General features: G+C 67.8%; 23 protein-coding genes and 1 pseudogene. 12 read left to right on the top strand and 12 right to left on the bottom strand.

The window, feature by feature from the left end; genetic code table 11:
* The 3 genes from G7043_RS17375 (at window position 1) to G7043_RS17365 (ending at window position 2380) form a co-directional block, all read left to right on the top strand.
* Window positions 1-1290: a DUF58 domain-containing protein gene (locus G7043_RS17375; RefSeq protein ID WP_166046699.1), complete on the top strand. Its 1290-nt coding sequence runs from the start codon at window positions 1-3 to the stop codon at window positions 1288-1290.
* 113 nt (window positions 1291-1403) lie between these two features.
* Window positions 1404-2210: a helix-turn-helix domain-containing protein gene (locus tag G7043_RS17370; RefSeq protein WP_166046698.1), complete on the top strand. Its 807-nt coding sequence runs from the start codon at window positions 1404-1406 to the stop codon at window positions 2208-2210.
* Between the two features lie 14 nt (window positions 2211-2224).
* Window positions 2225-2380 carry a DUF397 domain-containing protein gene (locus tag G7043_RS17365; RefSeq protein ID WP_166046697.1) on the top strand — a complete coding sequence of 52 codons (156 nt, stop codon included), beginning with the start codon at window positions 2225-2227 and terminating at the stop codon, window positions 2378-2380.
* Between the two features lie 267 nt (window positions 2381-2647).
* Here the strand turns inward: G7043_RS17365 and G7043_RS17360 are convergent, their stop codons facing one another.
* Complete coding sequence (locus G7043_RS17360) at window positions 2648-3655, bottom strand: stage II sporulation protein M (RefSeq protein ID WP_166046696.1); 1008 nt, start codon at window positions 3653-3655, stop codon at window positions 2648-2650.
* Between the two features lie 19 nt (window positions 3656-3674).
* Between G7043_RS17360 and G7043_RS17355 the strand changes: the two genes are divergently transcribed.
* Together G7043_RS17355 and G7043_RS17350 are read left to right on the top strand one after the other, a co-directional pair.
* Complete coding sequence (locus tag G7043_RS17355) at window positions 3675-4406, top strand: RDD family protein (RefSeq protein WP_313887932.1); 732 nt, start codon at window positions 3675-3677, stop codon at window positions 4404-4406.
* A gap of 112 nt (window positions 4407-4518) precedes the next feature.
* Window positions 4519-6993 (top strand): NACHT domain-containing protein, encoded by a 2475-nt coding sequence (locus G7043_RS17350; protein ID WP_166046694.1) that lies wholly within the window; start codon window positions 4519-4521, stop codon window positions 6991-6993.
* 7 nt (window positions 6994-7000) lie between these two features.
* Here the strand turns inward: G7043_RS17350 and G7043_RS17345 are convergent, their stop codons facing one another.
* From G7043_RS17345 to G7043_RS17325, 5 genes are all read right to left on the bottom strand, one after another.
* Entirely contained in the window at window positions 7001-7636 is a 636-nt protein-coding gene (locus G7043_RS17345) for a cation transporter (RefSeq protein ID WP_166046693.1), read from the bottom strand.
* A 49-nt stretch (window positions 7637-7685) separates the two neighbouring features.
* A complete protein-coding gene (locus G7043_RS17340; protein ID WP_166046692.1) occupies window positions 7686-8603 on the bottom strand; it encodes a phosphotransferase enzyme family protein in 918 nt (305 codons plus the stop codon).
* Between the two features lie 111 nt (window positions 8604-8714).
* Entirely contained in the window at window positions 8715-9017 is a 303-nt protein-coding gene (locus tag G7043_RS17335; RefSeq protein ID WP_166046691.1) for a hypothetical protein, read from the bottom strand.
* A 191-nt stretch (window positions 9018-9208) separates the two neighbouring features.
* Window positions 9209-10195, bottom strand: a complete 987-nt coding sequence (locus G7043_RS17330) for a GlxA family transcriptional regulator (RefSeq protein ID WP_166047058.1) — start codon at window positions 10193-10195, stop codon at window positions 9209-9211.
* Between the two features lie 69 nt (window positions 10196-10264).
* Window positions 10265-10705, bottom strand: a complete 441-nt coding sequence (locus tag G7043_RS17325; protein WP_166046690.1) for a nuclear transport factor 2 family protein — start codon at window positions 10703-10705, stop codon at window positions 10265-10267.
* Window positions 10706-10784: 79 nt separating this feature from the next.
* On the opposite strand from G7043_RS17325, the gene G7043_RS17320 reads away from it, so the two are divergent.
* Window positions 10785-11300, top strand: coding sequence for a TetR/AcrR family transcriptional regulator (locus G7043_RS17320; protein ID WP_166046689.1), 516 nt, complete (start codon window positions 10785-10787; stop codon window positions 11298-11300).
* Here the strand turns inward: G7043_RS17320 and G7043_RS47625 are convergent.
* From G7043_RS47625 to G7043_RS17305, 4 genes and pseudogenes are all read right to left on the bottom strand, one after another.
* Window positions 11279-12067 carry an energy-coupling factor ABC transporter ATP-binding protein gene (locus G7043_RS47625; protein ID WP_207311351.1) on the bottom strand — a complete coding sequence of 263 codons (789 nt, stop codon included), beginning with the start codon at window positions 12065-12067 and terminating at the stop codon, window positions 11279-11281. The genes G7043_RS17320 and G7043_RS47625 overlap by 22 nt on opposite strands.
* Window positions 12056-12649, bottom strand: a pseudogene (gene cbiQ / locus G7043_RS47620) (cobalt ECF transporter T component CbiQ); the annotation flags it as partial. The gene G7043_RS47625 and the pseudogene cbiQ, both read right to left, overlap by 12 nt.
* 41 nt (window positions 12650-12690) lie before the next feature.
* On the bottom strand, window positions 12691-12975 hold the full coding sequence (locus G7043_RS17310) for a PDGLE domain-containing protein (RefSeq protein ID WP_166046687.1): 285 nt from the start codon (window positions 12973-12975) through the stop codon (window positions 12691-12693).
* Complete coding sequence (locus G7043_RS17305) at window positions 12972-13658, bottom strand: energy-coupling factor ABC transporter permease (protein WP_166046686.1); 687 nt, start codon at window positions 13656-13658, stop codon at window positions 12972-12974. Before G7043_RS17305 ends, G7043_RS17310 begins: the two co-directional genes overlap by 4 nt.
* 102 nt (window positions 13659-13760) lie before the next feature.
* Here G7043_RS17305 and modA point away from each other — a divergent pair, with 102 nt between their 5' ends.
* The 3 genes from modA (at window position 13761) to G7043_RS17290 (ending at window position 18199) form a co-directional block, all read left to right on the top strand.
* A complete protein-coding gene (gene modA, locus G7043_RS17300; RefSeq protein ID WP_166046685.1) occupies window positions 13761-14489 on the top strand; it encodes a molybdate ABC transporter substrate-binding protein in 729 nt (242 codons plus the stop codon).
* A 184-nt stretch (window positions 14490-14673) separates the two neighbouring features.
* Window positions 14674-16800 (top strand): glycosyl hydrolase family 95 catalytic domain-containing protein, encoded by a 2127-nt coding sequence (locus G7043_RS17295; protein WP_390827251.1) that lies wholly within the window; start codon window positions 14674-14676, stop codon window positions 16798-16800.
* A gap of 49 nt (window positions 16801-16849) precedes the next feature.
* On the top strand, window positions 16850-18199 hold the full coding sequence (locus tag G7043_RS17290; protein WP_166046683.1) for a pyridoxal phosphate-dependent decarboxylase family protein: 1350 nt from the start codon (window positions 16850-16852) through the stop codon (window positions 18197-18199).
* Between the two features lie 111 nt (window positions 18200-18310).
* Here the strand turns inward: G7043_RS17290 and G7043_RS17285 are convergent, their stop codons facing one another.
* Window positions 18311-18826: a MarR family winged helix-turn-helix transcriptional regulator gene (locus tag G7043_RS17285; protein WP_236219911.1), complete on the bottom strand. Its 516-nt coding sequence runs from the start codon at window positions 18824-18826 to the stop codon at window positions 18311-18313.
* A 375-nt stretch (window positions 18827-19201) separates the two neighbouring features.
* Here G7043_RS17285 and G7043_RS17280 point away from each other — a divergent pair, with 375 nt between their 5' ends.
* Window positions 19202-20536 carry a glutamine synthetase family protein gene (locus G7043_RS17280; protein WP_313887931.1) on the top strand — a complete coding sequence of 445 codons (1335 nt, stop codon included), beginning with the start codon at window positions 19202-19204 and terminating at the stop codon, window positions 20534-20536.
* A 10-nt stretch (window positions 20537-20546) separates the two neighbouring features.
* On the top strand, window positions 20547-23033 hold the full coding sequence (locus tag G7043_RS17275; RefSeq protein ID WP_166046682.1) for a DEAD/DEAH box helicase: 2487 nt from the start codon (window positions 20547-20549) through the stop codon (window positions 23031-23033).
* Here the strand turns inward: G7043_RS17275 and G7043_RS17270 are convergent.
* Window positions 23011-23760, bottom strand: coding sequence for a hypothetical protein (locus G7043_RS17270; protein WP_166046681.1), 750 nt, complete (start codon window positions 23758-23760; stop codon window positions 23011-23013). The two genes, G7043_RS17275 and G7043_RS17270, sit on opposite strands and share 23 nt — an antisense overlap.
* Before the next feature lie 430 nt (window positions 23761-24190).
* Here G7043_RS17270 and G7043_RS49350 point away from each other — a divergent pair, with 430 nt between their 5' ends.
* Entirely contained in the window at window positions 24191-24313 is a 123-nt protein-coding gene (locus tag G7043_RS49350) for a hypothetical protein (protein WP_278185778.1), read from the top strand.
* Window positions 24314-24612 lie beyond the last annotated feature (299 nt).

Below are 24612 nucleotides of genomic sequence, written 5' to 3'. Positions count from 1 at the left end.
GTGGCACTCACGGACCGCGCGGGACTGCTCGCGCTCATCGGGGTTCTCGTCGTCGGGCTGCTCTTGCCTTCGTGGCAGGGGATTCTCGTCGTGTTTCTTGTGCTTGTGTCGTGCGTTGTGGTCGACCTGTTGTTGGCGGCCGGCGTCCGGCGGTTGACGTTCACGCGCGCTGGTTCGACCTCAGTGCGAACAGGCGAGCTTTGTACCGTGCAGCTCACCGTGCACAACCCTGGTCGTCGGTTGCGTGGCGTGCTTCGCGACGCATGGGCGCCTTCTGCCGGTGTGGTCGCCGACCGCGTTGCCGTTGATGTGCCCGCTAATGGCTCGCGTGTGCTGTCCTTTGAGTTGAGGCCAGTACGGCGTGGTGACCGCGTTGCCGACCGTGTGACCGTGCGGTCCGTTGGGCCTCTTGGCGTTGCAGCACGGCAGGGTTCGCACGTCGTGCCGTGGACCGTGCGCGCGTTGCCGCCGTTCCACAGCCGTCGCCACCTGCCGCCGTTGCTCGAACGCCTGCGCGAGCTGGACGGCCGCCGCGCCTCGCTGATCCGGGGCGCCGGCACGGAGTTCGATTCGTTGCGGACCTACGTGATCGGCGACGACGTGCGGTCCATCGACTGGCGCGCGTCGGCCCGTTCGTCGGACGTCGTGGTGCGCACGTGGCGGCCCGAACGCGACCGCCAGGTGACGATCGTGCTCGACACCGCGCGCACGGCGGCGGGCCGTGTCTCCGGCGCTTTGGGTGGCCTGCCGCGCCTGGACACGTCGATGGACGCCGCGTTGTTGTTGTCCGCCTTGGCATCGCACGCCCGCGACCAGGTCGACTTCCTGGCGTTCAGCCACAAGGTGCGCGCCTCGGTGCCCCGTGCCACGCTGCCGGTTCTGGTGCAGGCGATGGCACCGCTCGAAGCGGAGTTGGTCGAGTTCGACGCTCGCGGTGTTGTCGCGGAGGTGCTGCGCCGGGCCGGTCGCCGTTCGCTGGTCGTGCTGCTGACGTCGCTGGAACCGTCGATCGAGCACTCGTTGGTGCCGTTGCTGCCCGCTTTGGCCACGCGGCACCGGTTGCTGATCGCTTCGGTCTCCGACCCCGCCGTGCACGCGATGGCGGCCGGGCGCGGTGACCTGGAGTCGGTTTACGCCGCTGCTGCTGCGGAACGTGTACTGGCCGAACGACGCCACCTGACCGCTTTGCTTGCACGGCACGGTGTTGACGTTGTCGACGCACTGCCGGATGATCTGCCACGCGCTCTCGCGGACCGCTATCTGTCGTTGAAGGCCGCAGGCAAACTCTGAACTTGTACCGGCTCCAAAAAGTACTTCCTTCGGGGCTATTCGGGCGGAAACGATGGAGCGGAAAGCCTTGCTGCTCCTAGTTTCTTGCCATGCCACGACGAAACTCCAGCGTGGTGGGCCGGGAGTTCGGCATCGGTATTCGCCGCGCCATCGAGCAGACCCAGATGACCCACCGCAAGATCGCCGAGATGCTGGACTGGGACGAGTCCAAGCTGTCCGACCTGGTCCGCGGCAAGGGCGGAGTCACTGAGGCCGAGGTGCTGCAACTGCTCGCCTTCTGCCGTGTCCCGCCCGCCGAGGTCCGCCACCTCATCGCCCTGTACCGCGAAACGCGCCAGACCGGATACCTGAAGATCCCCGAGGACGGTGTCCCGGACCTGGTGCGCAGCCTGGTCGAACAAGAACGCCTCGCCAACGTCATCACGGTGTGGTCGATGAACCTCGTCCCAGGCCGGCTCCAGACCGCTGACTACATGCAAGCCGTCGTCGACGGATCGGTGCGCTCGAAGTCTGTCAACTACGGGGAAGTCATCGCGGCGAAGATCAAACGACGCGAGCTCTTCCACTGGAGCCGCGAATTCACCTTCTACATCCATGAGCAGGCGCTGTTGCTGCCGGTTGGAAGCACAGACGTAATGAAAGACCAACTGCTGCACCTGCTTGCCATGGCTCAGCGGTCCTATATCACGTTGAGGATCGTGCCGGTCGCGATCGGTGCACACGCAGGACTCGGTGGCTCGTTCATGCATCTCAGCTATGAGAAGTTCGAACCCGTCGTCTACCTCGAAGGTGAGAACTCCAGTCTCTTCCTCGAAGACAAGGCATCGCTTGCCACCTACACCGAGGTGCTGAAGCTGCTCGACCGGCAGGCGCTCGGTGCGGAAGAATCCAAGGAGCTGATCAACAGCATCCTGATCTGAGGAGATGTTCCGGCATGTCGGTCTGGCGCAAGAGCAGCTACAGCGCGAACTCGAACGACTGCGTCGAGGTCGGTCGTCGCATCGGCATCCGGGACAGCAAGGCGCCCTCCGCCCACCTGCCCGTGTCCTCGTCTGCCTGGTCGGCGTTCCTGCGCAGCCTGAAGGCCTGAGCATCTGTCCAGAAGTCCTGCGCGAAACCCCTGGCCTCGTTGGTGCCCGATGGCGTCTGCAAGTACCACCAATCCTTGATCGAATCGCCGTTAACTACACCCAACCCGTTCGCCATCTGCCGAACGCTGCGGCGCCCTCAGCTCAGAACAAACCTGTTGGTAGCGGAAAAGTGTCTGTTGATCTCGGGTTGGCGGTACTTGCAGACGCCATCAGAGCCCGACGCAGGTCCCTGGGCGGGTAACCAACACGGCTTCCGGGCAGCCTGCTCAGACGGCGACCGGCGCGACGTCCTCACGTTCGCTCGCATCGATGTCGCCCGTCTCACCCTGCTGCGCCGCCCGCCGCCCAACCACGAACACGTACAGCAGGAACAGCACCTCAGCGACCACGCCGATGCCCACCCGTGCCCAGGTAGGCCACCCGGAAGGCGTCACGAACCCTTCCAGCACACCGGAAACCAGCAGCACGACCACCAACCCGAGCGCCACCGCCACCACCGACCGGCCTTCCGCGGCGAGGGCGGCGGCTCGGGTGCGTTTGCCGGGGTCGATCACCTGCCAGCCCAGCCGCATGCCGATGCCCGCGGCGACGAAGACCGCGGTCAGCTCCAACAACCCGTGCGGGGCGAGCAGCCCGAGGAACTCCGGACCGCGACCGGCGCCGAACATCAGGCCGAGGCCGACGGCGAGGTTCACGGCGTTGGTGAAGAGCAGGTAGATCGGCGGGATCGCGAACAGCACGCCGAGCAACAGGCAGGTGGCGGCGACCCAGGCGTTGTTCGTCCACACCTTCGCCGCGAACGAACCGGCCGGATCGCTTGAGTAGTAGGACTCGTAGCCGCCGCCGACCCTGGTCATCTCGCGCAGCTCGTCCGGTGCGGCGATGGTCGCCTGCACGTCCGGGTTCGACGCGATCCAGGCCGCCATGATGCCCGCGATCAGGTAGAACACCACGCCGGCCGGTACCCACCAGCGCCAGCCGAGGTAGATCGCGGCGGGCAGGCGGTGCGTGAAGAACCGCGTGACCACGCGCCAAGCCGGCGTGTGCGTGCCCGTCAGCACCGACCGCGCCTGTGCGATCAGCGCCGACAGCCGTTCCACCGTCGCCGGGTCCGGCGTCTGGCTGCGCACGATCGACAGGTGCGTCGTGACGCGCTGGTACAGCTCGATCAGCTCGTCGGCCTCGGCCCCGCTGAGCCGGCCGGACCGCTTCACGAGCTGTTCGAGCCGCTGCCACGACGCGCGGTGGCGCTCGATGAACACGTCCAGATCCACGATGAGTCACACTATCCGCGTGGGGGACCTCGTCACCGGTGAAGCCGTAGTTCTGGACCTGCGCGTCGCACAGCTCGCGAGCAGGGCGGTCGCGTTCGTGTTCGACGTGGCAGTGCAGTTCCTTCTGCTGCTGCTCGTCTTCCTGATGACGCCGATCGGGTTCGACGACGCGCTGCAGTCGGCGCTCGCGCTGTCGCTGACGGTTCTCGTGCTGATCGGCTACCCGACGCTCGTGGAATCGCTGTCGCGGGGCCGTTCGCTGGGCAAGCTGGTCATGGGCCTGCGGGTGGTGCGCGACGACGGCGGCTCGATCCGGTTCCGGCACGCCCTGGTGCGCGCGCTCGGCGGGTTCTTCGTGGACTTCTGGGCGCTGGGCCTGGGTGGTGCGGTGGCGATGTTCGTGTCGCTGTTCTCGCCGAAGGGCAAGCGGGTCGGCGACTACCTGGCGGGCACGGTGGTGATCCACACGCGCGTGCCGAAGCAGGAGGTGGAGCTCGCCGAGATGCCGCCGCAGCTGGCCGAGTGGGCGCGCGGGCTGGACCTGTCGCAGCTGCCCGAGGAGCTGGTGCTGGCGGCGCGGCAGTACCTCAGCCGGTATCAGGAGCTGGGCGAGAAGGCGCGTTTCGAGCTGGGCGCGCGGCTTGCGGACGACGTGGGTGCCGCGATCCGGTCGCCTCGCGTCGAGTTCACGCACCCGCATCCGTACCTGGCGGCGGTGCTGGCCGAACGTCGGCGCCGCGCGGTCGGCTGAGGCCAGGTGACGGTTGAACGACGAACCTGACCAACACTCACTGCGCAACGACGCGTCGGCGCAGAAGATCGAAAACCTCGTACAGGCGAACGTCGTGCATGGCGGAGTTCATGTGGGCGGACGAGGACCGGAGCGGCGCAGCCCTCAGGACGATGCCGCCGAGCAGCTGGCCCACGCGGTCTCGGCGCAGTGGGTCCGGGAGCTCGAACTACGGCGTGCCTACGACCCGCAACCGCTCCAGGTGCATTGGCACGTGGTCGATTCCGACCTGGCCGACCACCGGGACAACATCGAGCGTCGAGCCGACAGCACCCGGCGCGAACTCGGCGACCTGAGCGGGTCCTTCGCGGCGGTGCGGGACGTGTACCGCATGGTCCCGTCCGAACGTCTCCTGGTGCTGGGCGGCCCCGGTTCGGGCAAGACCGTGCTCGCCATTCACTTTGTCCTGTCCGTTCTCAACTCCCGCGGCGCGGTGACCGACCGGGTTCCGGTCCTGTTCAACCTCGGTGGTTGGAACCCCGCCGTCGCGTTGCGCGACTGGCTGGCCGACCAGCTCACCGTCGACTACCCGATGGGCAGGAGGCTCGCCGTCGACCTGCTCGACGGAAACCGGATCCTGCCGGTGCTGGACGGGTTCGACGAGATCGTCGACGGCTTCCACCAGGCCGCGCTGACCGAACTGAGCGCCACCACCATGCCGTTCCTGCTGACCAGCCGCGTCGACGAGTTCAGCGCCGCGGTCTCGGACACGGGCCGCCTGCTTTCCCGGGCGGCCGTGGTGCAACTCGACCGGATCGGCATCGAGGATCTGTCCGGTTACCTGCCGCTGACCACGCGCCGCACGACGACGGTCGGCCGCAACGAGATCCCGATGTGGACCGCCTTGCTGGACGAGGTCGACCACAACCGGGAAAGCCCTGGTTCGCAGAACTTCCTGAACGCGTTGGCGACGCCGCTGATGGCAACCCTGGCGCGCACGGTCTACAGCGACGACCCGCGGCGCGACCCCGCCGAACTGCTGGACGCGCAACGGTTCTCCACCGCTCGTGCGATCGAGGAACACCTCCTTGCGTCCTTTGTGCCCGCCACCTACTACTCGTCCGCGGGAAAGGATCCCGCCAGGATCCGGCGGTACGAGCAGTGGTTCGGTTTCCTGGCCCGGCACCTGGACGACCTCGGCACGTTCGACCTGGCCTGGTGGCGGCTCGCGGAGGCGGTGCCCAGACCGACGCGCAGTCTGCTGATGGGCGCGTTCGCAGCACTGGCCTCCGGACTTCCGATCGCGCTCGCGCTCTTCCTCTTCTCCGTTCCGGACAACTCACACCTGATCGTCGGCGGCATGGTAGGCGGCGCCGTTCTCCTGGCCACCTGGTCCGGACGCCGCCTTCTGGCGGGCGCGGCCTTCAGCGTCACCACGGCCGCTGTGCTGGGATCGATCGCGCTGAGCAGAGGGCTCGACCAGGACGCCATCATGATCGGCGCAACGGCCACCGGTGCCATTGCCGCCGTGCTGTACTTGCTGGCCGGACGGTCGAGGCCGGTCCCCTCCTACATCGTGCTGAGCCTCCGGAGGCCGCCAGAGGTGTTGGTCCGAAAGATTCGTTTCGGCATCGGGGGAGGCGCGGTCGCCGTTGCGTGCGTGTTTTTCGTCCACGTGGCCGGCCTGAACGAAGACAGTCTTCTCGAAAAGCTGCTGGGTCCAGTAATGATGGGAGTGTTCGTCGGCCTCTACACGGCTGTCATGTCCGGTATTTCGTTCCGCTGGCGCGCCGGACGGGCAGCCGTGTGGATCGCGATCTCGACATCACTGTGGCTGGGAGTGCATTTCCTTCTCCAGCCCGACAAAGTCACGCCCAAATTCCTCCTGAGCTTGCCCGCGGCCGCCGCGATCGGTGTCGTGCTGTCGATGCTCAGGATCGAAGAAGTGAGTCCCGGCGGAGCCGGAGCCGAGTTCTCGCTGAGGACGATCGCTCGAACGCTCGGACTGGTCATCGGCGGCGGGCTGGCAGGAGGACTCTGCGGAACGCTGTTCGCCGTCACGACGGTGGCGAACGGCACCTACGACACGCGCCGCTTCGGCCCGATCGACTACCTGCTCGACATGACGGCAATAGGAATTGTCACCGGAACCCTCATAGGTCTGATCGCCCGGATCGCGGTGAGCGGAGTCCGATCGATCACGGAATTCGAGCGCAACGTCGACCTGAACACCGCGATCAGCCCGATGTTCCTGCTGCGACTAGACCGAAAGAACTCCCTGCTGAGCGCATTGGTCTACGTCATCCCGCTGGGCTCGTTGACCATGATTCTGTTCGCTCCCGTTCGTGGAGTGGTGACCGGATTGACAACGACGGCCCTGGTCGCCCTCGTCATCGGAATCCTGACCGGCGTTTCAGCCAGGGCATGGGGCCGATGGGTGATCGTCACCCGGTTCTGGCTTCCGTTGACGGGCCGGCTCCCCTGGCGCCTGACCGGTTTCCTGACCGACGCGCACCGACGGGGAGTCCTGCGCCAGGTCGGCGCGGTGTACCAGTTCCGCCACGCGCGGCTCCAGGCCTACCTCGCGCACAACTACTCGAACGAATGAGCTGAGCTCACACGTCACACGTCAGCTCGCCGCCCCAGGCGCGACGCCCCTCGTTGATGGCGAAGAGCGCGATGAACAGTCCCGCCACCGCGTCCAGCCAGGTCCAGCCGAACACGGCGTACGCCACCAGGCCGACGAACGTGGTCACGCTCAGCCAGACGCAGAGCCGCGTTTCCGCCGCGTCGGCGACGATGAGCCGCGAGTTCATCGCCCGGCCGTTCCGGCGTTTCGCGGCGGCGAGAAAAGACATGGTCACGATGGAGATCCCGGTCAGGAAGATGCCGAGCAACGACTTCTCCGGCTTGGCCTGAACGACGATCTCGCGGACGCTCTCGAACAGGATGAACGCGCCCAGGGCGAAGAACGTGAGTGCCACGAACCGCAGAGCGCGGTACTCCTTGCGTTCGTCGACGGCACCGGTCCGGATCGCGGCCCGCAGCCGGACCGCGATCAGCACCGCGGCGATGAGCTCGATCCCCGAGTCGACCCCGAAGCCGACCAGCGCCACCGATGCCGCGGCGAGACCGGCCGCGATCGCGATGACGCCTTCGACCAGGTTGTAGCCGATCGTGACGTACTGCAGCACCAAGGCCTTTCGCGCGGCGTCGCCGCTCACGTCCGGCAGCGCCTTGGGCTGTTCCACGCTTGCTCCTCAAGGCACGATCTCACCGGCGGCGTGATCATAGCGGCGATCAGCAGTTCGCCCTGCGGAGCCGCTCGGCCGCCTGCTCCCGGACGGCGTTGAGGGACAACGGCGCGTCACCGTGCAGAGCTTCCCAACGCGCGTTGTGCACCGCGGTCCACATGCTTCCCGCCCACGCGATCTCCAGTTCCTCCGCCGAGAACCTCCGGACCAGTTCCTGGTACGCCTCGATGAACGCGGCCGAGCTCTCGACCGGGACCAGCGACGGCGGCGGCACGTTGGCGAACGCCCCCGAGGCCGCGCCCACCAGTGCTGCCTCGGGCTGCCACGCCAGGCTGTCCCAGTCGTGCACGGCCCACACCTCGCCGTCCCGCCAGCGGAGGTTCTGCGCCTCGAAGTCGGCGTGGCCCAGCACGCACGGCAGATCGGTGGCGCGCAGACGTTTGCGGACGCGCTCGGCAACGTCCACGACGAACTCCGGCACGACGCTCTGGTCCCGTTCGTCGAGGAAGTCGATCGCCGGCCACAGCCCCGGATCGGTGTGGTCCCACCGGGACCAGCGCGGGTTCGGCAGCGGTGGCGCGACGGTCACGGTGGCCAGTTCGGCCATCAGCCGGGCGAACACCGCCGCGTACCGCCGGGCGATGTCCGGGGTGTCGCCACTCAGGACAGAACCGCCTGGCCGGGACTCCTCGGCGTGCACGGCCAACCCGCCGACACGAGTCACCGGCGTGAGCGGGCGGGGGCACGGGAACCCCCGCTCCGCCAGCACGGCCTGCGCGGTGAGGCACGCCTCGGCGCGGCCATCGTCCTCGCGGGCTTTGACGAAGACTTCTCGTCCGTCTGTCAGTCGCAGCCCGTGAACCGACGAGATGGACACACGCTCGTAGAGGACGACGGCCGGCTCACTGCCCAGGTGGTGTGCACACCAGCCGTGTAGCCAGTACGGCACGTTGCCCAACGTCATGCCGAGAGCGTGCCACCACACACACGGCGCGGCCTGGGTTCCCCCAATTTCAATATTACTGAGCAGGTCCGACAGTGCTGACGCCGAAGAGTTCGGCGAGCAGCAGCGGGTTCACCGGCCGGGAATGTTGGGGCCCCGTTCCGGCAGGCTCGAACGGCTCACGTCGCGGACCCTGGCCCAGTCGAACGCGTACTGGTTGAAGACGGCTTCGTTCGGAATCCAGCGCTTGGTGCGGCCGACCAGGTAGACCATGCCCGTTTCCCTCTCCCGAGCCAGGTAGGACCCGGAAAGCAACGGCGCCCCGATGTCGATGGCGGCGCCGTCCGGCCGCCGTCCGTCCCAGCTCGCCCACAGGTTGAAGTAGGTCGCCTCGTCCGGGACGTGGTGCCGCACACCGTCGATCACCAGGTACACGGCCGCTTCACCGGGGTTTTGGTAACGGAGCCCGTTGCACGCGTTGCAGACCACCTGAACAACCGGATCACCGGCAGGAGGCGGTGCAGCGGCTGATGCCGATGCGTAGGGGGCGCCGATCAAGGACACCGCCGCGAGAAAAGCGAGTAAGGACCGTGAAGACGTTCGCATTGAAGACCCCTCGTTGGCTGTCATGTCCTCGAAGAGTGGTCCTGTCGCGGGTCCAGCGGTTGCGGCATGTCCGGCATCCTGCGAATCCTGTCCCCCGTGACCCCGTAGTGATCCAGGAACGCCTGCCGCAGGGTTTCGGCCGACCGCAGCCCGCATCGGCGGGCGATCGCCGCGAGCGACAGTTCGCTGCTGCGCGCCAGGTGTGCCGCGGCCTCGGTCCGGACGGCTCGCACGGCGCGGGCGGGAGTGGTGCCCAGGTGGGTGGCGAACAACCTGGTGAGGTGACGTGTGCTGACTCCGGCCCTGGCCGCCAGCGCGGAGGTGCCCAGGTCCTCGACGAGGTGCGCGGCGATGTGACCGAGCAGGTCGCGCACCAGCCGGTCGCCGGGCGGCGGTGCGGACAGGAACATGCTGATCTGCGCCTGGTTGGCCGGGCGGTGCAGGTAGGTCACCAGCTCGCGGGCCACGTTGCGCGCGAGCGTGGGGCCGTGGTCGTCCTCGATCAACGCCAGGGTGAGGTCCAGCGCGCTGGTCGCCCCGGCCGAGGTGTAGACGTTGCCGTCCTGGATGTAGAGCGGAGCGAGATCCACGGCGATCGACGGGAAGACCTTGGTGAGAATGTTCCCGTAGCCCCAGTGGGTGGTGACCCGCCTGCCGTCCAGCAGCCCGGCCCCGGCCAGCACGAACGTGCCGGTGCACACCGACGCGATCCGGCGGCTGCGGGACGCCAGCCGCCGCACCTGCGTGAGAATCCGCTCGTCGAACATGGCCGTCCGGCTTCCGGGCCCGCCCACGACGAGCAGCGTGTCGATCTGCCCGGTCACCGCGGCCAGCCTCCGCCCGCCGGCGAGCACGATTCCCGACGAGCTGCGCGATCCGCGCCCGGAGATCGAGGCCAGCTCGATGGCGTAGGGCGGTGCCGCGCCGTACAGGTTCGCGCTTTCCAGTGCCCCGCTGGGGCAGGCCACGTCCAGAATCTGGGCGTCGTCGTATGCGACGATCACCACTCGCCGCGCTCGACCGTCTGTCACCAAGACAGGTAACCAAGACCGCACGGCCAGGAACGGCGTTTTCGGTCAGCTGACGGATGCTCCCTGGCCGGGCAGCCCCAGCAGTTCGGCGAGCAGCAGCGGGTTCATGTAGTCGTCGTAGCGAACGATCTCGCCGTCGCGCAGGCGGATGATCGCGACGGTCGCGAACGTGTAATAGTCCTGCTTCACCTTCGACCAGCCGCGGTGCGTGATCTCGGCGACCGCCACGGAAGGGTCGTTGGTGCGCCAGCAGTTCGCCTCCGCGCTCTGGATCTCGATCCGCTCCCGCACGTTCGCGCCGCGCACCTTGCCGAAGTACGCGCGGATCTCCCCGCGGCCCTTGATCTCCTCCGGCTGCCACTGCGTCGGGAACTTGTACGCCATCACCCCGTCCTCGGCGAAGAGGTCGGCGAACTGGGCGTGCGTCTCCTCCCCCGCCACCATCCTGCGAACGTGCTCGACGATCTCTTCGGGCGTGCGTGTCATCGGACGTGCCCCCAATCTCTAGAATCGGAACGGTGACCCCGGTTATGACGATACGGAACGCACGCCCCGGTTGGCAACGATGAGGGCCGATGCGGCGCGGAACCGCGAGAAGGTGCTGGAAGCGGCACGGGAGTTGTTCGCCGCGCAGGGCTACGACGTGCCGTTGGACGAGATCGCCGCGAAAGCGGGCGTCGGGCCCGGCACGGTCTACCGCCACTTCCCGACGAAGCAGGCGCTGTTCCAGGCCGTCACGGAGACGCGGGTCGCGGCGATGATCGCGTCGGCCGCCGAACCCGCGGAGGACCCGAAGCAGGCGTTGTTCGTGTTCCTCGGGCGGATGGCGGACGAGGCGGCGGTGAAGCGGGACATGTCCGACGCGATCACCGTGTCACCCGAACTGCGCAAGGGCCTGCACGCGGCGTTGGGCGAACTGCTGCACAACGCCCAGAAGGCCGGCACGGTCAGAACGGACGTCACCGCGACCGACCTCGTGGTGTTGATGAAGGGGATGCTGCAGAGCCTGCACGAGGGCGGGAACCCCGCGGTACTGCTGGAGATCGTGCTGACCGGGCTTCAGTCCAGCCGGAAGCCGTAGGGCAGTTCCAAGCGGTGCCGCGCCAGCAGCGCGGTGTCGGCGAGGATCTCGCGGGTCGGTCCGTCCGCGACGACCACGCCGTCGTCGATCAGCACGCTGCGGGGGCAGATCTGCAGCGCGAACGGCAGGTCGTGCGTGACCATCAACATGGTGCGGCCCAACGACAAGAGCAGCTCCGCCAACTCGCGGCGCGCGACGGGCTCCAGGTTCGCGGAGGGTTCGTCCAGCACCAGGATCTCCGGATCGCAGGCCAGCACCGACGCCAGCGCGACGCGGCGGCGCTGGCCGCCGGAGAGGTGCAGCGGTGAGCGGTCGGCCACCGACTCCATTCCGACGGCCTGCAATGCCTTCCGGACTCGTTCGTCCACATCGGACAGACCGAAGTTCTGCGGGCCGAACGCGATGTCCTCGCGCACGGTCGGGCAGAACAGCTGGTCGTCGGGATCCTGGAAGACGAGCCCGACCCGGCGGCGGATCTCGCGCAGGTTGCGCTTGGTGACTTCGAGGCCGGCGATCGAGACCGTGCCGGAACCGCCGGAGTGAACTCCGTTGAGGTGCAAGGCGAACGTGGTCTTGCCGGCGCCGTTCGGGCCGAGCACCGCGACCCGTTCGCCGTGCTCGACGCGCAGGTCGACGCCGAACAGCGCCTGGTGGCCGTCCGGGTAGGCGAAGGCGAGCTTCGAGACCTCCAGCGCGGGTGCGGCCGGGGTCTCCGGAACGATCACTGCCGAACCTCCCGGGCTTCCCGTCCAGCCGCGCGACACCATCGCGAGGTGCACCCTCTCTCCGCGTTCGTAGGACCGGATGAACAGTGTGCCGACCGCGCGTGCGGTGGCGCCCGCCTGCCACAGGAAACGGGGGTCGTCGCCACGGGAGATGCGCGCGACCCTCATGCGTTTCGCTTCTCCCACAACGACTTCGCCGTAGCGGAGCATCAACGTGGCGATCATGATCAGCGGCGCCGGAACGCGCAACGCCTGCAAGCCCCGCAACAGCTCCCCCGGCGCCGTGGTGGCCGCCAGGGTGAGGCTGACCAGGACACCCAGGGTGCCCTTGGCCAGGATGTTCCAGCCCGCAAGCGTTCCCTCGACGGACACCGAGAAGCCCAGGAAGTCGGTGCGCGGGTCCGTGCCGAAGATCGGCAGCAGGAACGCCAGCACCACGAACGGCACCTCGATCACCGCGCGCTTCACGAACCACAGCGCGGGAACGCGCGCGACGGCCCACACCGCGACGATCAGCAGCAGGTACAGGCCGAACAGCGGGAACCACGTGCGCGGGGTCGCCACGACACCCAGCACCGCCCCGAACGCCACGAGGATCTTCACGTGGGGTGCGAGACGGTGCACCGGCGAGTCGCCGGCGTGGTGCAGGACGTCGTGGCTACCGCTCACTTGACGTCAGACTTCTTGCGCAGCAACCAGAACAAGCCGACCGACACGGCCAGCACGACGACCACGCCGAGCACGCCGGCGAGACCGGTGAACTTGTCGTCACCGCCGAGCGCGTAGTCGGCGAACGTACTGCCCGAGAACGGGTGTTCCTGCGCGTGCTCGGCGATTCCGGTGTCCTCGACCGTCTTGTCCAGGCCGTCCGGGGAGCCGGACGCGAAGTACGACAGGACGCCCGCGATCAGCAGCGAGACGACAGCGAACCCGATGAAGAACTTCTTCACGACCGGACCTCCAACGGCTTCTTGTTCCCGCGCAGCAGGTAGACGAGGTCGGGCCGGATCGAGGCGACCGACGTGACGGTGACCGCGGTGATCAGGCCCTCACCGATCCCGATCAACGCGTGCAGGCCCCACATCAGCAGCGCGACCTTGCCGATCTCCACGCCACCGACGCCGCCGATCGCGTACTCGACGATGAAGCCGGTCGCGGCGACCACGGTGTTGACGAACGCGGAGACGAACGCGACCGCGGCCAGCCCGCCCTTGCCCCGTTCGGCGAGCTTGCGCAGGGCGAGCGCGACGAAGAACCCGGTCGCGGTGCCGATCAGCGCCATGTTCGTGACGTTGGCGCCGAGTGCCGTGAGCCCGCCGTCCGCGAACAGCAGCGCCTGCACCACCAGCACGATCGTCACGCACAGCGCGCCGACGTACGGGCCGACCAGGATCGCCGCGAGCGCGCCGCCGAGCAGGTGGCCCGAGGCGCCGGGCAGGATCGGGAAGTTGATCATCTGGACGGCGAAGATGAACGTGGCCACCAGGCCCGCCATCGGAGCGGTGCGGTCGTCGAGGTCCGCCCGGGCCTTGATCAGCGCGAAGCCGACGCCCGCCGCCGCGATGACGAGGAAGGCAACCGAGACCGGCGCGTTCAGCAGACCGTCGCTCATGTGCATGGCAACAGGTGACATACCCGGCACGCTAATTGCCACCACCCCGCTACGGCCAGACGTGTGCAACAACGATTTGTGTCACAGCTGCTACTTTGTTCGGCGACCTGGGGGTTGAAGTTCATGAAACGCAGCACATTGATGCTTTTGGCCGCACTGGTGGCGGCCTGCTCGCCCGCACCGCAGCCCGAGAAGCCGACGATCACCGTGTACGCGGACTCGGCGCTCACCGAGACGTTCACGAAGATCGGCACCGACTTCGAGGCCTCACAGGGCATCCGGGTGAAGTTCCTCTTCGGCGCCAGCTCCGCGCTGCAAAAGCAGCTCGGCGCGCACGTCGACGTGTTCGCGTCAGCGGGCCAGGGAGCCATGAAGCTCCCGTCGAAGGTGTTCGCCCGCAACCAGCTGGTCGTGGCGCAGTGGCAGGGCAGGGGCGGGAAGGGCGTCACGACGATGACGGACCTCGCCGCCGTCCCGTACGCGATGTGCGCCGAGGAGGAACCGTGCGGCGACGCGGCCAGGCAGAAGCTCAAAGCAGCGGCGTTCAACGCCTTCCGCGACAGCGTCGTGCCGACTCCGAAAGCGGTCGGGCAGGACGTCCGGGACACCCTCGCCAAGCTGGCGGCCGGTGAGGTGGGCGCCGCGATCGTCTACGCGACGGACGTCAGGACCAACCCGAAGCTCACCTCCGTCCCACTCCGCATCGCCGTGCAGGACGAGCCCGCCCCGGCGGACCTCGACTTCCCGGTCGCCGTCGTGTCCGGTTCGCCCGAGTCGCTGAAGTTCTACAACTTCGTCTTCAGCGAACAGGCGCGTGCCGCGCTGACCGACGCCGGGTTCGAGCTGCCCTAGTCATCCGATGAATTCTGCGTAAGATCCGTTCCGCCGCCGCCACGGCACGGAGGGACGAACAGTGACAGAGCTGTCGCGTAGAACCTTTCTGTACGGCACAGGCGCGGCCGTAGGCGCTTCCGCGCTCGGCGGAGGCGGTACGGCCATCGCCGCTCCTGATCAAGTGCAAACATCGGGTCGCAACGTGCACCGGGACGTTGTCCGCGACGCCCGCATGGAGTGGAAGCGGCTGCCGCAGAACTGGGGCGACAGCCCGTTCCTCGCCAACGGCTTCCTCGGCGTCCAGGTCTACGCGGGCCGCACCCCGAACGAGCTGAAGCTCATGCTCAGCCACTCCGAGGTGCAGGACCAGCGCGAACACTGGGAGGCCGCGGTCGGCCTGTCCAGGCTGCCGATCGGGTACCTCACGCTCCAGTTCGCGGGCGCGATCACCGCCGTCGACTGGACGCTGGACCTGTGGAACGCCGAGCTCACCGGCACGGTGACCACCACTCAGGGCAGCGCCGGCTTCACGATGCTCGTGCACAACACGCGCAGCACGTTCCTCGCGACCGTGAAGGGCGAAGTGACCTGGGGTTTTCAACCGCTGCAGTCCGCGACCACCCGCACGATCCGCAAACCACCGGAGTACACGGCCAACCCCGACGCGACCCTGGGCACGGCCAACGGGGTTTCCTACGCCGCACAGCCGCTGCACGCGGGCGGTGGCTACACAACGGCCTGGCAGACCCGCAACGGCCGTTTCGCGGCACACGTGGCGTACACACACCCCGCGGACACGCACACGTCCGACGCGATCCGTGAGGTGCGTCAGGCGTTGTCGATCCCGTTCGAGGTGCTGGCGCTGCAGCACCGTCGCTGGTGGAACGCCTATTTCACGAAGTCGCTGGTCTCTGTGCCGGACAAGCTCGTGCAGCGTTTCTACTGGTTGCAGCTCTACAAGATGGCCGCTGCCACTCGTGCCGACGCGCCCGTCATCTCGGAGTGGGGGCCGTGGTTCCCCGAGCAGGGCAACAGCTGGACGGCCGTGTGGTGGAACCTCAACGTCCAGATCTCGTATCCGCTGATCAACGGCTCGAACCACCACGAGCTCGACGCGGTGACCACGACGTTGAAGCGGTTCGAGCACCACCTCGAACTGAACGTGAACCCGGCCTACCGCGACGGCAACTCCTACGCGATCTGCCACCCCGGCGACCGCACGCTGCGCTCCGGTCCGCGCTACTGCGGCGTGCCCGGCGTGGCGCCGAACGACCATACGGGCAATCTTCTGTGGGCGTGCCACAACGTGTGGCTGGGCTACCGGCACACGATGGACAAGAAGATCCTTTCCGACGTGCTGTTCCCGATCCTCACCAAGGCGGTGAACTACTACGCGCGGTTCCTCGTCGAGGGCGCCGACGGCAAGCTGCACCTGCCCGAGACGCGTTCGCCGGAGTACGCGAACGCCACGGACACGACGTACGACCTGTCACTGATCCGCTGGGGCGTGCGCACGTTGCTGTCCATTGAGGAGAACGCGCGTTGGCGCGACATCTTCAACCGGCTCGTGCCGTACCACCAGGGCCCGAACGGCGTGCTGATCGGCAAGGACGTGTCGCTGAACGACTCGCACCGCCACTTTTCGCACATGTTGTGGTTCTACCCGTTGCGCGAACTCACCTACGACCTGCCGGAGCACCGCGACCTGATCAACCGCACGTTTGACCACTGGGTGTCGCGGCAGCAGTTGTGGGCCGGCTACAGCTACGGCGCGGCGTCCGCGATGGCGTCGGCGATGGGTCGTCCCGAGGAAGCGCTGGCGTTCCTGCGCCACTTCCTGGACCGCAAGCCGGTCGGCTCGAACGCGGTGCTGACCGAGAACACCTTCTACCGCGAGGGCGGCAACCTCGCCATCGAGTCGCCGCTGATGTCCGGCCAGGCCGTGCTGGAGATGATGGTCCAGTCGCACAACGACGTCGTGCGAGTCTTCCCCTCTGTTTCGTCCACTTGGGCTGATGCGTCCATCTCGTCGTTGCGCACGCAAGGCGCGTTCCTCGTGGACGCTTCACGTTCCAACGGACGCACCGACTGGGTCCAGGTGCATTCGGAGGCCGGTTCGCCGCTGGTCCTCGACCACGGCATCACCGGCGAGATCGACGTGCGGGACAGCTGGGGCCGCCGGTTGAACTACAAGACGCACGGCTCGGCCGTCGAAATCCCGCTTCGCCGAGGCCAGACGGCCGTTGTCTCGCGTCGGGGCACACGGCCTGACGTCTCACCACGCGATGTGAACGCCAACGGCTCGTCGCCGCGCTGGGGTCTGCCGTAACGTACAAATTCGAACATTCGGGTTTGCACGGACGAGTGGGGTGTGTGCGGTGGATCTTCAGCACTGGCTCAACGAGGCGCTGGCCAACCACGAGAAGTGGACCGCCGACTACGGCTCCTACCCGCCCCACTCGTCCCTGCAGGTCGACCCGGCGGTCTTCGGCTCGGCGCTGGCCGAGCTGCAGGACCGCCTGCGCGACAACTACCCGTTCTTCCACCCGCGCTACGCGGGTCAGATGCTCAAGCCGCCACACCCGGCGGCCGTCGTGGGCTACCTGTCCGCGATGCTGATCAACCCGAACAACCACGCCCTGGACGGCGGCCCCGCGACCGCGGCGATGGAACGCGAGGTCGTCTCCGGGCTGGCGCACATGTTCGGCTACGGCGACGAGCACCTCGGCCACCTGACCTCCAGCGGCACGATCGCCAACCTGGAGGCGTTGTTCGTCGCCCGTTCGCTGCATCCCTCTCGCGGTGTCGCCTACTCCTCCGAGGCGCACTACACGCACGCACGCATGTGCGGCGTGCTCGGCATCGAGGGGCACCCGGTGCCCGTGGACGGTCGTGGGCGCGTGGATCTGGACGCCCTCGAAGAGCTTCTGAAGACCGGCAAGGTCGGCACGGTCGTGGTGACCCCGGGAACCACCGCGTTGGGTGCCATCGAACCGGTGCATCTCGTGCTGGACATCGCACGGCGGTACGACGCACGGGTGCATGTAGACGCCGCGTACGGCGGCTTCTTCACGTTGCTCGCGGGCACGGACCTGGCTCCGGAACCGTGGGAGGCCATCGGCTCGTGCGACTCCGTGGTGGTGGACCCGCACAAGCACGGCCTACAGCCGTACGGCTGTGGCGCCGTGCTGTTCCGCGACCCGTCCGTGGGCCGCTTCTACCTGCACGACTCCCCCTACACGTACTTCACGTCCGACGAGCTGCACCTGGGCGAGATCAGCCTGGAGTGCTCCCGCGCCGGCGCCGCGGCCGCCGGACTGTGGCTCACGCTGCGACTGCTGCCGCTGACCCGCGACGGCCTGGGCGAGGTGCTGGCGGCCGGTCGGCGGGCGGCCGTCCGGTGGGCGTCGATCATCGGGGAGTCGGCGGAGCTCGAGCTCTACCAGGAGCCCGAGCTGGACATCGTGACCTACTTCCCGCGGACCGACCCGCTCACCCTGTCGGCTGTGGACGCTGCCTCCCACCGGGTCATGGAGGCGGGCATGAACGCGCCGGTCGACCCGGTGTTCCTGAGCGTGGCACGGGCGTCCGCGCCGGCGTTCGCGGCCCGGCACCCCGAGGTGGCGGCCGATGTGGACGGAGCGCGGGTGCTGCGCAGCGTGCTGATGAAGCCGGAGTCCGAGGACTACCTCGACACCCTGCACGCGCGGGTGCTCAGCCTGCTGTGAAAAACGTGCTGTGAAAAGTTGAAACTGGAACCCGAGAACGCCGAAGTGGGCGACTCACCAAGTCGGGGCGGTGATTCCCCGGCCAGGTGAGTCGCCCTTCAGGCGTCCACATCAGCCGTGCTTGGCCCGCCGCCCGGACCGGCGCGGTGGCAAGGGCGTGTCGCCGCGCAGATCGAGCCGCCGCTGCTCGCCGTTGGCCTCGAGGTGCGTCACCATGCGGCGCAGCATCTCGGCCAGCGACTGGGCCTCGGAGGACTCCAGCGGGTCGGAGACGAAGACTTCTTCCTCGTTGAACTTGGGGAAGAGGTCCGCCATCAGCTCTTCACCCTCAGGGGTGAGCCGCAGCACCGCCAGCCGCCCGTCGGTCGGGTGCCCGAGACGTTCCAGCAGGCCCCGTGACTGCAGCGTCTTCGCGACGCCCGTCAGGGTGCCCTTGGAGATCCCGGCCTCCTCGGCCACGTAACGCGTCTCCATCTCGCCCCAGATCCACACGACCCAGAGCACGACGAAGCCGGTCCAGGTCAGATCGCTGGTGCGCAGCACCGAGTTCTCGAGGTGCTGGCGGATCGCGGTGGCGGCGCGGTGGATGTTCGACACCGCCGCCATCTGCTCGCGATGCAGCGGCACCGCACCGAGTTTGGCCTGTACGGCTTTCTCGGTCTCGGCAATCGTGTGGTGACCAGACAACTCAAAGTCTCCCGTGCTCGAGCTCAGGTGTTCCCGGCACAATACTTGCGGTTCCGAACTATGTCTGTGGTGTGACGCGAGTGGTCCGCAACCACTTTGATCACGATCCCACATCGTGCATGATCTCGTGACGGTAGTCACCCGTCCAGTTACGGACTGTTGCCCCGTGGTGGACGATGAGTGCGGAGCACCCACTGAGACCGATCGTGGTCTTTGCTCCACGGACGGGTCGATAGCGTTTGCCCCTCAACGTTATCCCCTCCGCGCCAGCGACACACTGTGCCGGAAAGGTAGTTCGACGTGGTCGGTGAACAGGTGACACGGGAACTCGCGTCGAGGCTCGGCGAGGACGGTATCGACGTCGTGCGCGTCGTCTTCCCCGACCTGCTGGGCACGGACCGGGGTCGTGACGTCCTCGTACAGCATCTACCAGCGGTTACACAGCGCGGGCTGTCGTTCTGCCGCGCTGTCTACAGCACCACACCGGGCGGCAAGACCACCGAGAACGGGGGTGTGCTCGACGCCGGTTTACCCGACGTGATCGTGGTCCCGGACCTCGACACGCTGCTCCCGATCCCGTGGGAGCCGGGTGTGGCGTGGTGCATCGGCGACGCCGTCAGCCCCGCCGACGAAAGACCCGTCGACGAATCGCCGAGGCAGGTGCTGCGCCGGGCCCTGGAAATATTCTCCACGACCGGCCTGTCCCCGGTGGTCGGTCCCGAGTTGGAATATTTTCTCTGCGAACCGGACGAAGATCGCCCGAACGGGTGGCGGCCTTACTGCGATGAGCCGGGCAACGTGTACGCGACCGGCCGCCGGGGCGATTCAGACGGTCATCTGTTGAGAACTCTTCGCACACTCAGCTCGGCGGGCCTGCAGACGACCGGCGGCAACCACGAGTACGCGGGCGGGCAGTTCGAAATCAACCTCGTCCATTCGCCCGCCATGGACGCCGCCGATCGCGCGTTCCGGTTCAAGTCGTCGGTCAAGGAGCTCGCGCGCCGGGAGGGCCGCCTGGCCACGTTCATGGCCAAGCCGTTCAACGACGGCGGCGGCAGCGGGTTCCACCTGCACCTCTCCTGCCACGAGAAGGACGGCCGCAACGCCTTCCAGGCGGCGGGCACCTCGCACGGCCTGTCCGACGAGGCGCGCTGGGCCATCGGCGGCATCCTCAAGCACGCCCCGGCACTTGCCGCGCTGCTCAACCCGACGGTCAACTCCTACAAGCGGTTCGGTCCGGACTCGCTCGCGCCGTGGTTGATCGACTGGGGCCTCGACAACCGCAGCGCGATGCTCCGGGTGCCGGCCGAACGCGGCGAGACGACCCGCCTCGAACTGCGGCTCGGTGACGCGAGCGCCAACCCCTACCTCGGCATCGCCGGCCTCATCGCGGCCACCTACCTGGGCATTCGCGACCGGATCGAGCCGCCGCGGCCGTCCGCCGGGTACGGCTACGACCCGTCGAAGGCCCCGACCCTGCCCGCCACGCTGCCCGACGCACTCGCCTATCTGGAGGAGGACACGGCGATGGTCGAGGTGCTGGGCAAGGACTTCGTGCGGTCCTATGTGGACTTCAAGTGGGAGGAGGTGGCCCGGTTCCAGCGGTTCGTGACCGACTGGGAGTTCACCGAGTACGCGTACCACCTATAGTTCACCTGCGATGACTGCACTTACGGACCGGCTCACCTCGATCGCCGACGAAGACGAACTGTTCGACACCTTCTCCCACTGGGCCGCCGAACGCGGCCTCGCGCTGTACCCGGCGCAGGAGGAGGCCGTGATCGAACTCGTTTCCGGCGCGAACGTCATCCTCAGCACCCCGACCGGGTCGGGCAAGAGCCTGGTGGCCATCGGCGCCCACCTGGTCGCGATGGCGGGCAACCAGCGCAGCTTCTACACCGCGCCGATCAAGGCGCTGGTCTCGGAGAAGTTCTTCGCGCTGTGCGACGTCTTCGGGCCGGAGAACGTCGGCATGATGACCGGCGACGCCTCGGTGAACGACCAGGCGCCCATCATCTGCTGCACCGCGGAGATCCTCGCGAACATCGCGCTGCGCGACGGCGCCCGGGCCGACGTCGGCCAGGTCGTGATGGACGAGTTCCACTTCTACAGCGAGCCCGACCGCGGCTGGGCGTGGCAGGTGCCGCTGGTCGAGCTGCCGCAGGCCCAGTTCCTGCTGATGTCGGCGACGCTGGGCGACGTCACGTTCTTCGAGAAGGACCTGGCCAGGCGCACCGGCCGCCCGACCGCGGTGGTCCGTTCGGCGCAGCGTCCGGTGCCGTTGAACTTCCAGTACGTCTCCACGCCGTTGCACGAGACGATCGAAGACCTGCTGCACGGCCGTGAGGCGCCGATCTACGTCGTGCACTTCACCCAGGCCGCGGCGCTGGAGCGCGCGCAGTCGTTGATGAGCGTGAACGTCGCCACGAAGCCCGAGAAGGAGGCCATCGCCGCCACGATCGGCAACTTCCGGTTCTCCTCGGGGTTCGGCAAGACGCTGTCGCGGCTCGTGCGGCACGGCATCGGCGTGCACCACGCCGGCATGCTGCCGAAGTACCGGCGGCTCGTCGAACAGCTCGCGCAGGCCGGTCTGCTGAAGGTCATCTGCGGCACGGACACCTTGGGCGTCGGCATCAACGTGCCGATCCGCACGGTCGTGTTCACCGCTCTCTCGAAGTACGACGGCACGCGCACGCGAATCCTGAAGGCCCGTGAGTTCCACCAGATCGCCGGCCGGGCGGGCCGCGCGGGCTTCGACACGATCGGCACGGTCGTCGTGCAGGCGCCCGAACACGAGGTCGAGAACATCAAGGCGCTGGCGAAGGCGGGCGACGACCCGAAGAAGCGCCGCAAGGTCGTGCGCAAGAAGGCTCCGGACGGGTTCGTCTCGTGGAGCGAGTCGACGTTCGAACGGCTCGTCGGCGCCGAACCGGAGCCGTTGACCTCGTCGTTCCAGGTCTCGCACGCGATGCTGCTGAACGTGATCGGCCGCCCCGGCGGTGGCGCGTTCGCGGCCATGCGGCACCTGCTGGAGGACAACCACGAGGACCGGCCGAAGCAGCTCAGGCACATCAAGCGCGCGCTCGCGATGTACCGGGCGCTGGTCGCGGCGGGCGTGGTGGAACGCGACGGCGACGACTTCCGGCTGACCGTCGACCTGCAGTTCAACTTCGCGCTGAACCAGCCGCTGTCACCGTTCGCGCTGGCCGCCATCGAGCTGCTGGACCGCGAGGCACCCGGCTACGCGCTGGACGTGCTGTCGGTGATCGAGTCTACTTTGGACGATCCGCGGCAGATCCTGGGCGCGCAGGAGCACAAGGCGCGCGGCGAGGCGATCGGCGCGATGAAGGCCGACGGCATCGAGTACGACCAGCGCATGGAACTGCTCGACGAGGTCACGTACCCGAAGCCGCTGGGCGACCTGCTCGAAGCCGCGTTCCTGACCTACCGCCGTGGCCACCCGTGGGTGGGTGATTACTCGTTGTCGCCCAAGGGCGTCGTGCGCGACATGTACGAACGCGCGATGACGTTCACGGAGTACGTGTCGTTCTACGGCCTCGCACGCTCCGAGGGGCTCGTTCTGCGGTACCTGGCCGACGCCTACAAGGCGCTGTCGCAGACGGTGCCGGAGGAGGCGAAGACCGAGGAGCTGCAGGACCTGATCTCGTGGCTCGGCGAGCTCGTCCGCCAGGTCGACTCGTCGCTGATCGACGAGTGGGAGAAGCTCACCAACCCGGACGGCGTCGTCGAGGAGGTCCGCGTCGACCTGCCGCCCGCCGTCACCCGCAACGTCCGCGCGTTCCGCGTGCTCGTCCGCAACGCCCTGTTCCGCCGCGTCGAACTGGCCGCGAAACGCGACTGGTACTCCCTGGGCGAGCTCGACCACGAGTCGGGCTGGACGGCCAAGGAGTGGATGGACGCCCTGGAGCCGTACTTCGAGGAGCACTCGGACATCGGCGCGGGCCCGAACGCGCGCGGCCCGGCGTTCCTGATCATCAACGTCGAGCGCGAGCGCTGGGTGTGCCGGCAGATCTTCGAGGACCCGGCCGGCGACAAGGACTGGGGCTTCAACGCGGAGGTCGACCTGGCGGCGTCCGACGAACTGGGCGAGGCGGTCGTGACCATCACGGACGTCGGCCGCCTCTGAGCTGCAGACGTTTCATGAGGCATTGCGCCTCGTCCGGGCTGATCGGCACGCACTCGTCGTCAGACCTGTCGCGTCTGATGTCCTCACGCATCCAGGAGTAGCTCCACGCTCCATCGCGGTAGCTGTGCTCGTCGGAGTCGTCGGCGGCCCTCGTCCGGACGAGGGCGTGCGCGTTGGCGAGGTCGAGCGCGGCGACCGGGTCCTTGAAGAGCGCGTAGTACCAGTGCGGGCCCGCCCACTCGGCGCGCCGGCGCTTGCGCAGCTTCATCGACAGCGAGTACGCCTGGCTGTTCCCGTTCGTGCCAGGAGGGAGCTCTTCGACGCGCAGCCCGCCGCCGAGTCCGTTCAGCAGCTCCGCCGGCCCCCACCCGAGGAGGTCGCGCGTGAACGCCTCCTCGCGCTCCCCGTGCACCCGCACCACCGCGACCGGCAGGTCACGTCCGTCCTCTTCGTCCAGCACCAGGAAACACCGCGGCGCGACCTGCCGCGCGATGATCGCCTCGGCCTCCTGCTCACTGACCGGCAGGGGCCGGTAGAACGAGAAGTCACCCCGTTCGATCCCGCCGACCACCCCTGACGGCACCCAGCCGCGGTGCCCGACGTGGACCTCCTCCCCCGCCGCCGACCGTCTGATCACGGAGGGCGGATTCTTCGGCTCGAACTCGACCTTCGGCCACAGCGCGAAGTAGTGGTGCTCTCCTCGCGCGTGATACCGCTCGGCCCGCACTCTGATCGATGGCGGCCCGCACCTCGCGGGCTTCGAGCTCGCCGGAGAGCTTCTCCTTGCGGAGCTGCGGTCGCCCCAGCAGATCACTCGACTGCCACCGCAGCTCGCGTGTGAACGCCTCCTCCGCCGACGGGATCTTCCGCACCAACGCGTGCGGCTCGGCCCCCCACCGGCTCACCGCGAACCAGTCCGGGCTGACGACCCTCCACTTGAGACTTTCGAGCTCCTCTTCGCTGATGGGCAACCAGAACAGCCCGTCGAGGTCCCGGGGCTTCGCTCGCCAGACGTTCTCCCGGTCGAGCCACTCTTCAACGCCGTTTCGCCGGCGCATGACCGCGCTGACGTTGATGAGCTCGTCGACCCGGCAGGTCACCGAAAGCACCGCCACACAAGGCAACCCGGCCCGCGCCCTCCGCATGGCCTGGTACACGTGGCCGTAGAACTCGTGACGCTCGACCTCAGTGCCTCCGTGCCGTTCCAGAAGATCGGAATCGACCCACTCACCCAGGCCGACGAGCCGCTCTTCCCCGTGATGGTCCGCACGCACCTCTGAGGTCATGCCCGACCCCCTGCAGCGCTCGTTCGGCCTCGAAGGTCTCGTTGCGGTACCCGCAGAGGGCCAGGCCGACGGCGGAGTTCGGGGCTGAATGCCGCGACCGTCATCAAGAGCGGCAGGAATGACGTGTCAAACCAGGCGCGTCGAGAACACGCTTCGATAAACCTGTATGAACCCGAACGACTGAACCCTGCGACAAAAGAGTTAATACGTCTGCACAGAACCGGCAACCGGGCAACTCAATGTGGCGGTGTTGCGACCCAGGACACACCACTTCGGTCCAACACCTCGGGCGC

Origin of the sequence: Lentzea alba, from assembly GCF_011067745.1 — a bacterium.
Classification (GTDB): Bacteria; Actinomycetota; Actinomycetes; order Mycobacteriales; family Pseudonocardiaceae; genus Lentzea; species Lentzea alba.
This window is presented reverse-complemented; position numbering and strand designations above follow the sequence as displayed.

Bases quoted from the DNA above. Each gene is read 5' to 3' on its own strand.
- G7043_RS17365 (WP_166046697.1), top strand. From the start codon at position 2,225: ATGTCGGTCTGGCGCAAGAGCAGCTACAGCGCGAACTCGAACGACTGC.
- G7043_RS17340 (WP_166046692.1), bottom strand. From the start codon at position 8,603: ATGACGTTGGGCAACGTGCCGTACTGGCTACACGGCTGGTGTGCACAC.
- G7043_RS17325 (WP_166046690.1), bottom strand. From the start codon at position 10,705: ATGACACGCACGCCCGAAGAGATCGTCGAGCACGTTCGCAGGATGGTG.
- G7043_RS17320 (WP_166046689.1), top strand. From the start codon at position 10,785: ATGAGGGCCGATGCGGCGCGGAACCGCGAGAAGGTGCTGGAAGCGGCA.
- G7043_RS47625 (WP_207311351.1), bottom strand. From the start codon at position 12,067: ATGGTGTCGCGCGGCTGGACGGGAAGCCCGGGAGGTTCGGCAGTGATC.
- G7043_RS17305 (WP_166046686.1), bottom strand. From the start codon at position 13,658: ATGTCACCTGTTGCCATGCACATGAGCGACGGTCTGCTGAACGCGCCG.
- modA (WP_166046685.1), top strand. From the start codon at position 13,761: ATGAAACGCAGCACATTGATGCTTTTGGCCGCACTGGTGGCGGCCTGC.
- G7043_RS17275 (WP_166046682.1), top strand. From the start codon at position 20,547: ATGACTGCACTTACGGACCGGCTCACCTCGATCGCCGACGAAGACGAA.